The sequence below is a fragment of the Cupriavidus sp. 2TAF22 genome (assembly GCF_052115045.1).
Lineage (GTDB): Bacteria > Pseudomonadota > Gammaproteobacteria > Burkholderiales > Burkholderiaceae > Cupriavidus.
Genome location: NZ_JBFRFX010000010.1, coordinates 77210 through 89996, shown reverse-complemented (window position 1 = coordinate 89996; position 12787 = coordinate 77210). Strand labels below are relative to the sequence as shown.

Annotated in this window: 12 protein-coding genes; 2 read left to right on the top strand and 10 right to left on the bottom strand. The window is 68.3% G+C overall.

Translation table 11 applies throughout. From position 1 onward, the window contains the following. Position 1 precedes the first annotated feature (1 nt). From AB4Z48_RS14170 to AB4Z48_RS14160, 3 genes are all read right to left on the bottom strand, one after another. A complete protein-coding gene (locus AB4Z48_RS14170; protein ID WP_441614906.1) occupies positions 2 to 1189 on the bottom strand; it encodes a YbfB/YjiJ family MFS transporter in 1188 nt (395 codons plus the stop codon). Then, entirely contained in the window at positions 1182 to 2066 is an 885-nt protein-coding gene (locus AB4Z48_RS14165; RefSeq protein ID WP_441614904.1) for a LysR family transcriptional regulator, read from the bottom strand. Before AB4Z48_RS14165 ends, AB4Z48_RS14170 begins: the two co-directional genes overlap by 8 nt. A gap of 181 nt (positions 2067 to 2247) precedes the next feature. Then, a complete protein-coding gene (locus AB4Z48_RS14160; protein ID WP_441614902.1) occupies positions 2248 to 3171 on the bottom strand; it encodes a LysR family transcriptional regulator in 924 nt (307 codons plus the stop codon). A gap of 141 nt (positions 3172 to 3312) precedes the next feature. On the opposite strand from AB4Z48_RS14160, the gene AB4Z48_RS14155 reads away from it, so the two are divergent. Beyond that, positions 3313 to 4104 (top strand): carboxymuconolactone decarboxylase family protein, encoded by a 792-nt coding sequence (locus AB4Z48_RS14155; protein ID WP_441614900.1) that lies wholly within the window; start codon positions 3313 to 3315, stop codon positions 4102 to 4104. Positions 4105 to 4125: 21 nt separating this feature from the next. On the opposite strand, the gene AB4Z48_RS14150 is transcribed toward AB4Z48_RS14155, so the two are convergent. Next, positions 4126 to 4302 (bottom strand): LysR substrate-binding domain-containing protein, encoded by a 177-nt coding sequence (locus AB4Z48_RS14150; RefSeq protein WP_441614898.1) that lies wholly within the window; start codon positions 4300 to 4302, stop codon positions 4126 to 4128. Between the two features lie 54 nt (positions 4303 to 4356). On the opposite strand from AB4Z48_RS14150, the gene AB4Z48_RS14145 reads away from it, so the two are divergent. Then, positions 4357 to 4632 carry a hypothetical protein gene (locus tag AB4Z48_RS14145; protein WP_441614896.1) on the top strand — a complete coding sequence of 92 codons (276 nt, stop codon included), beginning with the start codon at positions 4357 to 4359 and terminating at the stop codon, positions 4630 to 4632. A 79-nt stretch (positions 4633 to 4711) separates the two neighbouring features. On the opposite strand, the gene AB4Z48_RS14140 is transcribed toward AB4Z48_RS14145, so the two are convergent. The 6 genes from AB4Z48_RS14140 to AB4Z48_RS14115 all read right to left on the bottom strand — a co-directional run bounded on the left by AB4Z48_RS14140 (position 4712) and on the right by AB4Z48_RS14115 (position 12653). After that, on the bottom strand, positions 4712 to 5041 hold the full coding sequence (locus tag AB4Z48_RS14140) for a hypothetical protein (protein WP_441614894.1): 330 nt from the start codon (positions 5039 to 5041) through the stop codon (positions 4712 to 4714). 305 nt (positions 5042 to 5346) lie between these two features. Then, on the bottom strand, positions 5347 to 5688 hold the full coding sequence (locus tag AB4Z48_RS14135; protein WP_441614893.1) for a hypothetical protein: 342 nt from the start codon (positions 5686 to 5688) through the stop codon (positions 5347 to 5349). Between the two features lie 100 nt (positions 5689 to 5788). Next, positions 5789 to 7102 carry an epoxide hydrolase family protein gene (locus tag AB4Z48_RS14130; protein ID WP_441614891.1) on the bottom strand — a complete coding sequence of 438 codons (1314 nt, stop codon included), beginning with the start codon at positions 7100 to 7102 and terminating at the stop codon, positions 5789 to 5791. A gap of 73 nt (positions 7103 to 7175) precedes the next feature. Further along, positions 7176 to 7559 carry a cupin domain-containing protein gene (locus tag AB4Z48_RS14125; RefSeq protein WP_441614889.1) on the bottom strand — a complete coding sequence of 128 codons (384 nt, stop codon included), beginning with the start codon at positions 7557 to 7559 and terminating at the stop codon, positions 7176 to 7178. A 336-nt stretch (positions 7560 to 7895) separates the two neighbouring features. Next, the gene (locus tag AB4Z48_RS14120) at positions 7896 to 8354 is read right to left on the bottom strand and encodes a nitrate reductase associated protein (RefSeq protein WP_441614887.1); all 459 of its coding nucleotides are present in this window, start codon (positions 8352 to 8354) and stop codon (positions 7896 to 7898) included. 45 nt (positions 8355 to 8399) lie between these two features. Continuing rightward, entirely contained in the window at positions 8400 to 12653 is a 4254-nt protein-coding gene (locus tag AB4Z48_RS14115; protein ID WP_441614885.1) for a molybdopterin-dependent oxidoreductase, read from the bottom strand. Positions 12654 to 12787: the final 134 nt, after the last annotated feature.

The following is a 12787-nucleotide window of genomic DNA, read 5'->3' as shown; positions in this document are numbered from 1 at the left end:
TCTACAGGAAAAGGACGACGGTGGCGGCCAGCAAGGCGGCCGCCGCGGCGGCAAGCGGGCCGGCGAAGCTGTGGCTGTGCGCCATCAGCGCGTCGGCCACCAGCGGCCCGGCTACCTGCCCCACGCCATAGGTGGCAGTCATGGCGGCCAGCAGGTTGAATTTCACGGCGTGGGCCACGCGCTTGGCCGCCGGCATGGCAATGGTGACGGTGCCGACAAAGGTGCCGCCGACCAGGAGCGCGCTGGCCAGGTAGGCCGGCGCGGAATGCCGCAGCGCCGGCAGGATCACGCCAACCGCCTGCACCAGCATGTTGAGGGCGAGCGCGCGCCGCGTGCCGAGGCGTTCATGCAAGGCGTGCCACAGGAAGCACGAGGGTGCCGCGCCGAGGCCGAAGACGGCCCAGACATGGATCGGATCGACATGGCCAAGCGCGTCGCGCACGAACAGCGGCAGATAGGTCGCGGTGACGATATAGCCGAAGCCGGCCAGGCCATAGCTGGCGAGCAGCGGCCACGGGCCCGGACCCGCGCCATTGCCGGCGGTGGCTTCGGCCGCGTCGGCCGCTTGCGCCGGTTGTGGCGTCACGGCTTTGCCGAGCTGGCGCCATGCCGGCAGCGACAGCACCGCCGAGCCGGCCGCGAGCACGGCCCACAGCAACGGGCTGTGCCAGCCGGCCAGGTTGCCGGCGGCGATGGCCTCGGCCGACAGCAGGATGCCGGCGCCCACGCCGGCGAACAGCAGCGGCGCGCCACGCGGGTCGCCCACCACCTGGAACAGCCACACCGAGGCGGCGACCAGGGAGATGGCGCTGAGGAATCCGGCAATGAAGCGCACGCCGATGATGAACCACGGCGCGGCGGGGAATGCCAGCGCGAGCAGGCACAAGGCGGTGCCGGCCAGGGCGATGCGGCACAGCATCGGCGTGGCGCGCGGCGAGATGCGGGTCACCGCAAGCGCGCCTGCCAGGTAGCCCGCATAGTTGGCGGAAGCGGCCAGTGAGCCGGCGCTGACGGTGAGCAGGCCGTCGCGCACCATGATCGGGTACATGCCCGTGAAGGCGAAGCGGCCAAAGCCCATGCCGACTGACAGCACCAGCGAGGCGGCCAGCGCCGGCAGCCAGTGCGCGATGGCCATGTGCGAGGCAGCGCCGCCGGGCTGCGCGAGGCGCTCCGGTTGTGCCTTAGCCATGCTGGAGCTCGCGCAGGAAGGCGGCATATGCCGAGGTCATGAAGCCCGAGCGGCGTACCAGGAAGGTATGCGCCGTGCGCACCGGCACGGCCTGCAGCGCGGCGGTGTCCGGATGCAGCGCGAGCAGGGAGCGGGGCACGATGGCGACGGCCGAGCCCGCCGTCACGCACGCCAGGATGGCATGGTAGGAGGACAGTTCCAGCATGTTGAGCACCGGGCGCGGGCCGTCCGAGCTGGCCAGCCAGTCCTCGATGCACATGCGGTAGGTACAGCCGCGCGAGAAAGTGGCCAGGCTGCGCAGCGTGAGGTCCTGCGGCGAGCGTACCGGCGGATGGCTCGGCGGCAGCACCAGCACAAGCTCTTCGGAGAAGAGAAAGCTCCCCTCCAGGCCCGGACCCAGCGCGTCCATGTCCAGCGCTTCGGGGGCGCCGTCGCCGGGATGCGCCACCACGGCGCAGTCGATACGATGCGCAAGCAGGGCGTCGATCAGCGCCTGCGTGGTGCCGGTCTGGATCTCGATGCGCACGTCCGGCCACTTGCCGTGGTAGCGCGCCAGCGGACGCGGCAACCGGGCGGCCGCCGAGCTTTCCATGGCACCCACCCGCAGCGTCCCGGACGGCAGGTCGGCGCGCATCGACTGGCGGGCTTCCTCTGCCAGCGCCAGCAGGCGCTCGGTGTAGCCGAGAAAGCGCTGGCCCTCGGGGGTCAGCGTCATGCGTTTGCTGTCGCGCAGGAACAGGGCCACGCCGAGTTCCTCCTCGAGTTGCTTCACGCGCGTGGTGACGTTGGACTGCACGCGGTCCAGGGCCTTGGCGGCACGGGTGACGCTTTCTTCGAGCGCCACCGCCCTGAAGATTTCCAGTTCGGCGAGGTCCACGGGCAAATCCTTCGATGCAGAACGGACCGGAGTTCGTTCTTAAAAAGAGAATGTATCGTTGTTAACTATCATCTATGGGGATAAATAAGTCAAGAAAACCCTGCCATGCGCGGGGAATGCGCACGGGAATGCGCACGGGTGGCCGCCTGCAAGGCCGTGCAGGACGCGCGGGACCGGGCGCTCAGCGCCGCCGGGATTTCGGGCCCGGGCCGGGGCGATAGCGTGCGCGCAGGGTTTGCAGCAGCAGCGGCAGGGCCGGCGCCGGGTTTCCGGGGGCCAGGGCCAGCGCCACGCCGATGCGCAGCACGGCGGCTTCCTTGAGCGGTTTGTAGATCACGCCCACCCGCGCCATGGCCTGCAGCGAGGCTGGCACCAGCGCCACGCCCTGGCCGTCGGCGATCAGCCCGAGCAGCACATGATGGTCGGACGGCTCGGGCAGGCGGGGTGGCGCGTAGCCGAGCGTGCGGAACAAGGCTTCGTAGTGGTCGAAGTAGGCCGGGTTGAAGCGCCGCTGGAACCAGAACAGCGGATCGGACTGCAGTTCCAGGATGGAAATGCGCTTGCGTCGGGCCAGGCGGTGCGTGGCCGGCAGCGCGGCCACCAGCGGGTCGTCGAACAGATGCTCGACCTCCAGTTCGCCGGTGGCCGAGGGCAGGCCGATCAGCGCGGCGTCGAGCGCGCCGCGCCGCAGGTCGGCGATGGATTGCTGCGAGATCTGCCGCTTCTGCACCAGCCGCACGTCGGGTGCCCGCGCCTGCAGTGCCGGCGCCAGCCACGTGAACAGGGCGGCGTCCACCACGGTGGTGATGCCAAGGCGCAGGCCGCCGACGCGCCTGGCGCGCTTGCGGGCACGGGCGAGCAGGGCGTCGGCGCTGGCCAGCAGCTCGCGCGCCTCGGGCAACAGCTGGCTGCCGGCCGGGGTGAGCGACACGCCATTGCGGTCGCGCTCGAACAGGCGCGCGCCGATGGTTTCCTCGAGCGCCTGGATCTGCCGGGTCAGCGGCGGCTGCGTGATCGACAGGCGCTCGGCCGCGCGGCGAAAGCTCAGTTCGTCGGCCACGGCCACGAAGTAGTTGAGTTGCCAGAGTTCCAGGCGGGGCTGCATGGGCTTCGCGATCCTTGCTTGCTGATACGCGCAAGGTATCACGCCGAAGGCATTGGCGGCATGCGAGGGCGCTCGCTAAGCTTGCCTCACCGACTCACCGACTCACCGACTCACCGACTTACCGGACCAAGGAAACAGCCAATGACCCCGCAGACCATGGCACTCGGCCGCGCGCAGCTTGCCGCCATCGAAAACACCACCGACGCTTCAATCCTCGCTGCGCTCGGCGACATCGCCCCCGATCTCGCCAGCCTTGCCATCGGCTTTGTCTACGGCGAGATCTATCCGCGCGACGGGTTGACGCTGCCGCAGCGGCAACTGGTCACCGTGGCCGCGCTGGCCGCCATGGGCGGGCTCGAACCGCAACTGAAGTTCCACCTGGCGGGCGCACTGAACGCGGGCTGCACGCCGGCCGAGCTGGTCGAGTCCATGATCCACCTGGTGGTCTACGCAGGCTTCCCGGTGGCGCTCAACGGCATGGCCGTGCTGAGGACGGTCTTTGCCGCCGCGGGTATCGGCGTGGCGGCATCTGCATCGCCGCAGCCGGTGAGCGCCTCGCGCTACCAGGCCGGGCTTGAACGCCTGCGCGAGATCGACGGCGAGGCCGGCGAGCGCGTGATCGCCTCGCTGCAGGAAATCGCCCCCGACCTGGGCCGCTTCATCATCGAGTTCGGCTTCGGCGACATCTACGCACGCTCCGGGCTGGACTTGGTTTGCCGCGAGATGATCACGGTGGCCGCGCTGGCGGCGATGGGCTCGGCCACGCCGCAGCTCAAGGTCCATATGCACGGCCTGCTGAACGTGGGCGGCACGCAGGCGCAGATGGTGGAGGCCATCATCCAGGTCGCGGCCTATGCAGGGTTTCCGCGCGCCATCAACGCGGCGCTGGCGGCGAAGGACGTCCTGGCCGAACGCGCGCTGGCACGGCACTGACCGCGCGCGCGGGCTGGCTGCTCAGGCCTGCGGCAGGCGGGGTTCGGCGTCGAACAGCCGCGCCACCCAGTCGATAAAGACGCGCACCTTGGCCGTCAGGTGCCGGTTGCGCGGGTACATGACGAACAGCGGCAGCGTGCCGGCGTTCCACTCGGGCAGCACCGGCACCAGTCGCCCGCTGGCCAGGTGTTCGCGCACAGGCCGGTCCGTGGCACTGACGGATCCATCGAAACCAATACGCCGAGGTACAAGATGAAAACCCCACGCAAGAAAATGCTCGCCATGGCATCCGCCGTGCTGCTTGCCGCGCTCACGCTGCCGGCGCTCGCCGCGCAACAGCCGGCGTTCGATAGCTTCAGCCAGGGCGCCCGCAAGCCTGACGCCTTCTCCGACGGCGCGCGCCAGCGCGACGCGTACCAGGACGGTGCGCACCAGGGTACCGACGCCGGCGCAATCGCCATGATGAACCGCGACGTGTTCACCGATGGCACACGCGATGTGCGTGCCACGGACCGCATGGCGAGTTGATGCTCTTGTGCGGAGGGCGCAGGGCGGTGGGCGCTGCTGCCCACCGTTGCTGGCGTTGCGGGCGTTGATGCCAGGCAGCCTAGAGCCGACGGCCCTCGTGCTGTGGATTTCCCGGATTCCCCGGAACTTGCGCATGGCGCTGTGCCGGCGCCGGCCGCGCGAGAAGCTGGCGGATCGAGGCAAGGTAGCGGTCCCCGACCTCACGGGTGGCGCGGCCAGCCTGGTTGCGCAGTGCGCGTCGGCTCGGTGGCGTGACCTTCAGGCTGCGGCAGATTGTCGAAAGATAGGGCTTGCGGTCACCGGCCAGGCGTTGGGCGGCTGCCTGCAGGGCCGCGTCGCCAATCCGTTCCCGCAGCCATGCCAGGACCTGGCGATCATATTCATTCTGTACCCGGACCAGATGTTCCATGCTGGGCTCCCCGCGAATACTGTTCATCCATACAGTAACTGTAAATATATACAGTATTCGGGGATTTTCAAGGAACGGTTCGATGGAAAGCCGGCTGGCTGGTCCGGTTGTGATTGACCAGCCGCTACCGGCGAACTGCTGTCGCCCCCCTGCAAGCCGTGGAATTCGAGGTGAACGTGCCGTGCGGCACGTTCGAAACAGGACCGCCAGATGTCACTTCCGGGGGGGCAGGCGTCGTGGCAGGCGAGGCTGGCCAGCCGAATCGCAAGCAGCCTGCGCGGCCGATGCAGCCCAGGCGTAGCTGCTCACCCGCGGCGTACCGCGGTCACCTTTCCCCCCTTGACGTCCAGCGTGCGGCGCTGCGGGTTGTAGTCCATGGTTGCGGGCATATGCTGGCCTTCCCGGTCACCAAACCGCCAGGCGCAGCCCTGGAGCAGGGTGACGGCGTCTGCCTCGGCCTTGCCGATCAGGGCATCATCGCCAACCTTGTCTGCCTGGCAGCCTTCCGGCGTGCCGCGGCCGCCTTGCGGGCCCGGGTTCGGCACCGGGGTCGCTGTCTGGGCGGCACATCCCGCCACGAGTGCCGCGCATACGAGCGCGCCCGAAAACGCGGCATTCCGGATCCTTGGTCCTTGCTTTTCTGGCATGCGATATTCCGTCCATGTGCGATGGATTCAATCTATACCAGATGTTCCATGACGGGCTCTCGCGCATACCGCGCATTCCTACACTAGCCGCACGCCGCGCTCAGCGCAGCGGCCGGAACGCGGCACGCACCTCGGTGCTGAACAGGACCGGCTCTTCCCAGGCCGCGAAGTGGCCGCCCTTGTCCACCTGGTTGTAGTAGATGAGGTTGCGGTAGGCGCGTGCGGCCCAGTTCTTCGGCGGCCTGTAGACCTCCCCGGGGAAGATCGTCACCGCCGCCGGGATCGAGATGCTGGCTACATTGGGGCTACTGGCGTTGGTTTCCCAGTAGATCCGCGCGCTTGCGGGGCCTGTGTTGGTCAGCCAGTAGAGTGTGATGTCGTCGAGCATCTCGTCGCGGGTGAGCGAGCGCTCCGGTTCGCCGCGGGTGAACACCCAATCAGCGATCTTGTCGTAGATCCACGCCGCCAGTCCCACCGGCGAATCGGCCAGGGCGTATGCCATGGTTTGGGGGCGCGTCCCCATGATCGCGGCGTATCCAAAGCCCTTGCCAAGGAACTCCCTGGCTTGGTCAAACACCGCCTTTTCTTCGGCGGTGAGGATCGCCGGTGCCGGATCGCCATTCTTCAGCGCCTTCGCGACGTCCGGCGGGAGAGTCGTCGCGCGCTCGACCCTGTTGACGTGGATGCCGAGCAGACCCTCGGGAGCTTGACGGCCCATGGCATCGCAAATGATGGCACCCCAGTCGCCGCCTTGCGCGACGTAGCGCGTATATCCAAGGCGCTTCATGAGGACGTCCCACGCGCGGGCGACGCGGTCCGGGTTCCAGCCGGTGCCCGTGGGCTTGCCTGAAAAGCCGAAGCCTGGAATGGACGGAATCACAAGATGGAAGGCATCCTCGGCGGCCCCGCCGTGCGCCGTGGGATCGGTCAGCGGGCCGATGACTTTCAGCAGCTCGAAGACCGAACCGGGCCAGCCGTGGGTCATGATGAGTGGCAATGCTTGCGGATGACGGGAGCGCACGTGGATGAAATGAATGTCCAGGCCGTCGATATTCGTCAGGAACTGCGGCAAGGCGTTGAGTTTCGCCTCTGCCTTTCGCCAGTCGTAGCTCGTCCCCCAGTACTGCACGAGTGCCTGGAGCTTTACGAGCTGCACTCCCTGGGAGCGGTCACTCACCGTTTCAGGGTCAGGCCAACGCGTCGCGGCGAGCCTGCGGTGAAGGTCGGTGAGCGCTGCTTGCGGAACATGAACGCGAAAGGGGCGGATGGCATCTGCCGCATAGCGCTGCCCCGCGTCGGGCTGGACGGCAGCCATGACGGGGCGGAACATCGCAAGGGCTGCCGTTGCCGCTCCGCTCAGGAGCAGGGCTCGGCGCGACAGGACGGGAGCCCTGGTTGATTCCTGTGTGCTCATCTTGCACCTCATGTGCCGTGGTTTCCTGGATCAAGGTCGTATCAAGGAGCGACAAAGCGCGACAAGGAGCGACTCACTTGACCGGCACGACCAGCGGAGCCCCTTTTTTAACGATATACGTTGCCAGCTCCGACGCCTTGCCGCCGCCGACATTTTTCGCCGAGTGCGCCGTTCCGGCCGGAATGAACAAGGCCTCGCCGGCCTTGAGCGTGACCGGCGCCTTGTCGCCGAGCTGATACTCCAGCGTGCCTTCGAGGACATAGGCAATCTCTTCGCCCGGATGCGCGTGCTTGGGTGCGAACGCGTCACGGTCGAAGTCGACCCGCACCTGGACGGCCTCGCGCCCGGGCACGCTCAGATCCTGCTGCAGGAGATCGGTGCGGTGGATTCCCGCTTGCTGCGCCTGCGCCGCCTGCATCGTCAATCCGCTGCCGAGAACAAGTAACGCTGCCGCCATGATTCGAGTCGATTTCATTTGGTGTCCCTTCGTCGTTGAGGCCAGAGGAGACGCCATTTCAGCAGCGGCACGTATCGGCGATGTATCGGCCGGAGGGGATTGTTGTAACCCAGTGTCCGCGCGGCGGTGGTGGATACACGAGGGTACAGGGCGGACCCGCGCCGAACCACCGCGCCGAACCACCGCGCCGAGCCGCCGGTGGTCTATCCGGCACGAAATGCTGGCCCGGGAAGCCACGGCGCGCATCGGCCTGCCTGGCTGCACCGAGCGGGCCCTGGACGGAGTCCGACTGGCCCGCGCGCGGCCTCGGCTCCCCGGTTGCAACGGCCCGGATGGTCAGGCAAGCAGGCCGAACTCGCGCAGCGCGGGCACGAAGTTCGCATTCTCATGGCCGCCCCGCGTGAGCTTGAGCAGGGCGAATCGCTGCAGCGAGGTCAGGCCCTGCCAGCAGACGCGCCCGCCCAGCATGATTGCCAGCGCATCGGCCCTGGCACGGATCGGCGCGGGGATGTCGCTGGTTACCTTCCACAGCGGATAGTCGTCGACCGCCACCGGCGAGGGCTGCTCACCGATGGCGAGCAGCGCGTCGCAGACGTAGTCCCGATAGGTCGCGATCTCCGCCTGGGTCCTTGCCGGCATGGCGGCAAGGTCCGCGCGCGTGGCGTGATCGAAGCGGTTCCAGGCGCGCAGCGACAGCTTGATCCCGCACAGGTCGAGGTTGAAGCGAACGATCATCGGGACGCATCGCAGCGTGGCGACGAAGTCGGCTTCGAATGCGAAGAATGGGCCGCTCATGTCTTTGGTCTCCTCTTGTCCGTGGGCGCGTTTGCTGCCGGCGCGTCAGTAGACGTCCCTGACATAGCGCTTGCCGGCGGACATTGCCGTCACGTAGTCGCCGGCGGCTTCCTGGCTCAGGCCGCCATGCACCTGCACGACGTCCCTCAGGGCCGCGTCCACGTCCTTGGCCATGCGGCTGGCGTCGCCGCATACGTAGAAATGCGCACCCGCCTCGAGCCATGCCCATAGCTGCGCGCCCTGTTCGCGCATGCGGTCCTGCACGTAGATCTTGTCGGCCTGGTCGCGCGAGAAGGCGAGATCGAGGCGCGTCAGCAGGCCCTTGTCGCGCATGGTCTCCAGCTCGTCGCGGTAGTAGAAGTCGCTGGCGGCGTGCTGCTCGCCGAAGAACAGCCAGTTGCGGCCGCGGTCGCCACGCGCGAGCCGTTCGTGCAGGAAGCCGCGGAATGGCGCGACGCCGGTGCCCGGCCCGACCATGATCATGGGCGTGTCGCCGCTGCGCGGCGGGCGGAAGTGCGCGGATTTCTGCACGAACACCGGCACGCTGACACCGTCAGCGCGGTCGGCCAGGAAGGTGGACGACACGCCTTTGCGCTGGCGCCGTCCGTTGTGGTAGCGCACGGCGGCCACGGTCAGGTGCACTTCGCCGGCATGGGCCCTGGGGCTGGAGGCGATGGAGTACAGGCGCGGCTGCAAGCGCTTGAGCGTGCCCAGCAGCTCGGCCGCGCTGAGTTGCGCCGGGTATTCGTGCAGCACGTCGGCCAGCTGCTGGCCCCATAGCCACTGTTTGAGGTCGTCCTTGCGCGATGCGGCCAGCAGCGACTTCAGGCCCGGGTTGGTGCTGCGCGCGGCGATCATGGCGAGTGCGTCGGGGCCCGGACGGGCGATCTCGAAATGCTTGCCGAGCGCATCGGCCAGGCGCATCTCGCCCAGTCCCGGCACCGTCACCGCGGTGTCGGCGCGCAACTGGCTCACGGCGAGCAGTTCGTCCACCAGCCCGGGGCAGTTGCTCGGCCATACGCCAAGTGCGTCGCCGGCTTCGTACTCCAGCCCCGAATCGCCCACGTCGAGCGCGAAGTAGCGCGTGTCCTTGTTGCCGCCCTGCCGGTTCAGGCGCAGGTTCTGCAGCAGCCGCGAGGGCGCCGGGCTGGCCTTGGTGGGGACGGTGCCGGGAATCACGGCGGGAATCATGCCTTCGGGCGGGGTGGCGTGCAGCGCGGCGTGCTCCGCCTTGATGCGCGCCGTCACGTTATCCAGCCATGCGTCGGCGGTGGCCTGGAAGTCGCTGTCGCAGTCGACCCGTTCCAGCAGCGCACGCGCTCCCAGTTGCGCGAAGCGCGCATCGAGCTTGCGGCCGTGGCCACAGAACTGGTCGTAGCTGCTGTCGCCGAAGGCCAGCACGGCGTAGCGCAGGTGCTCCAGGCGCGGCGCGAGGTCCGCCGCCAGCGCTTGCCAGAAACCCTGGCCGTTGTCGGGCGCATCGCCGTCGCCGAAGGTGCTGCTCATCAGTAGCAGGTACTGCGTCTTGGCCAGGGAGGCGAGCTTGTAGTCGGCCATGCAGGCGCTACGGATCTCGAAGCCGGATTCCATCAGCGCGGTGGCGTAGCGCTCGGTCAGCGACTCGACATTGCCGGTCTGCGAGGCCCACAGCAGCGTGACCACGGGGCGCGCGCCGACGATCTTGATGGCGGGCTCGGCCACCCCGGTCGGGGAGGTCCCGGTGGCCGGCGCGGCCGGTGCGCCAGGCACGGCCGCGGGCACGGCGTTGCCGGCATCGGCGCGGCAGAACATGCCGGCCAGCAGGCCGTTGAGCCAAAGCCGTTTTTCAGGGGCCACCGGTGCGCTGGCGGGCAGCATCGGCGCGGCCTGGCCCGACGCGCCGCCGGCCAGGCGCAGGCCGCCAACGAAGCCGGCCAGGTAGAGGCGCTCCGCGTCGCCGAGCACGGGTGCGCTGGCGGCGGGGAGGTCGAGCAGGGCGGCGAATGCGTCGATGCGGGTCATTTCGGATTCCGTGGTCATGCTGTCAGGCTGGGCTGGCGCGTGCCGGGCTGCTTGGACTGCTTGGGCTGCTTGAGCTGATTGGGGCGTGGCGTGCTCTTGCGGCGCATCCTGCCCGGCTTGCGCGGGCACGTCGGCGACGCGGCTGAGTGCCACCGCGCAGAACTTGAGCTCGGGCTGCCGGGAGATCGGGTCGACCGCATCGCTGGTCACGGCGTTGATGCACAGCTCGTCGCCATAGGCGTCGTTCCAGTGCATCGGTGCAAAGCAGTTGCCGGCGCGCACGCGTTCGGTCACCACCGCCGGGAGCACGGCGCGGCCGCGGCGCGAGCGGATCTCGACGCGGTCTTTGTCGCGCACGCCGAGCGCCTGCGCGTCTTCCGGATGGATTTCGACGAACGGCCCGGGATTGAGCTTGTTGAGCATCGCCACCTTGCCGGTCTTGGTCATGGTGTGCCACTGATGCTGCAGGCGGCCGGTATTGAGCACGATCGGGTATTCGCGGTCGGGCATCTCGGCGGGATCGGCATGCGGACGCGCGAAGAACACGCCTTTGCCTTGAGGCGTGGCGAACCACAGGCGCGGAGGTTCGCCGCCGGCGGGCGTCATCGGCGCCTGATGCGTGCCGTCGTTGAGGTAGCGCAGCGGATTGCGATCCGGTCCGTGCGCGCTGGAGCAGGGCCACTGCAAAGGCGTCTCGCGCAGGCGCAGATGGCTGGCGCCGCGCAGGTCGTAGCCGGTCTTGGGATTGTCGAAGCCAGTGATCTCGTCGAAGACCTCCGCCGCGCTGCGATAGCCGAAGGCGTCGGCATAGCCCATCTCGCAGGCCACCCGCGCGATGATCTGCCAGTCGGGCAGCGCCTCGCCGGGCGGGGCGATGGCCTGCTGCATCAGCGTCATATTGCGTTCGGAGTTGATCATCACGCCTTCGGCCTCGGCCCACAGCGCGCCCGGCAGCAGCACGTCGGCGTAGCGGTTGGTCTCCGTGTCGAGGAAGGCGTCCTGGGCAATCACCAGCTCGGCTGCCTGCAGCCCCGCGATCACGTTGGCGCGGTTGGCCACGGTGGCGACCGGATTGGTGCAGATGATCCAGCAGGCCTTGATGTCGCCGGCGGCCATGCGCGCGAACATGTCGACGGTGCCGCCGCCCAGTCGCGTGTGCAGGGTGCCCCCGGGCACGCCCCAGCGCTGTTCCGTGAATGCGCGGTCCTCCTCCACCAGCACCGAGCGCTGGCCCGGCAGGCCAGGACCCATGTAGCCCATCTCCCGGCCACCCATGGCGTTGGGCTGGCCGGTCAGCGAGAACGGCCCGCTGCCGGGGCGGCAGATCTTGCCGGTGGCCAGGTGCAGGTTGCAGATGGCGTTGGTGTTCCAGGTGCCGTGGGTGCTCTGGTTCAGGCCCATGGTCCAGCAGCTCATCCACTCGGGCGCATCGCCGATCCACTCGGCGGCCTGGCGCACCTGGGCGGCGGGGATGCCGGTGATCTCCTCCACGCGCTCGGGCGTGTAGTCGTCCAGGAAGGCCGGCATGGCCTCCCAGCCTTCGGTGAATTCGGCGATGAAGGCGGGATCGGTCTTGCCGTTCCTGTGCAGCAGGTGGAGCAGGCCGTTGAGCAGGGCCAGGTCGGTGCCCGGCTTGATCTGGAGATACAGGCCGGCCTTGTCGGCGGTGGCATTGCGGCGCGGGTCCACCACGATCAGCCGCGCACCGGCCTTGACGCGGTCCATCATGCGCAGGAACAGGATCGGGTGGCAGTCGGCCATGTTGGCGCCGCTCACGAAGAACAGGTCGGCGCGGTCGAAATCCTGGTAGGAACCGGGCGGACCGTCGGCGCCCAGTGACAGCTTGTAGCCGCTGCCGGCGCTGGCCATGCACAGGCGCGAATTCGACTCGATGTTGTTGGTGCCGACGAAGCCTTTGGCAAGCTTGTTGATGAGGTACTGCGCCTCGATCGACATCTGCCCGGACACATAGAACGACAGCGCATCCGGGCCGTGCGTATCGAGGATGGCCCGCAGCCTGCGGGCGGTGTCGGAAATGGCCTGCGCCATCGGCAGCGGCACCGGGTCCTGCTTGCGCTGGCGGCGCACGAAGGCATGCTCCAGCCGGCCGGACTTGCGCAGCGCCACGTGGGCGGACGAGCCCTTGGTGCACAGGCGGCCGAAGTTGGTGGGATGCTCCTTGTCGCCGGAGATCTTCACCACCTGCTCGTTTTCCACGTGCAGGGTCATGCCACAGCCGACGCCGCAATACGGGCAGACAGTGTTGACGGTGCGGGCGTTGCCGCTGGCGGTGCTCATTGCGCAGGTTTCCAAAAAAAAGCGCCCTGCCGGTGCAGTCGAAAGACTGAACAGGCAGGGCGCCGTTGCCCAAGCTCGTGCTGATGCTACGAATGCAGTGAATTCATCGAGGGACCGGCATTGATCCCGTGCTG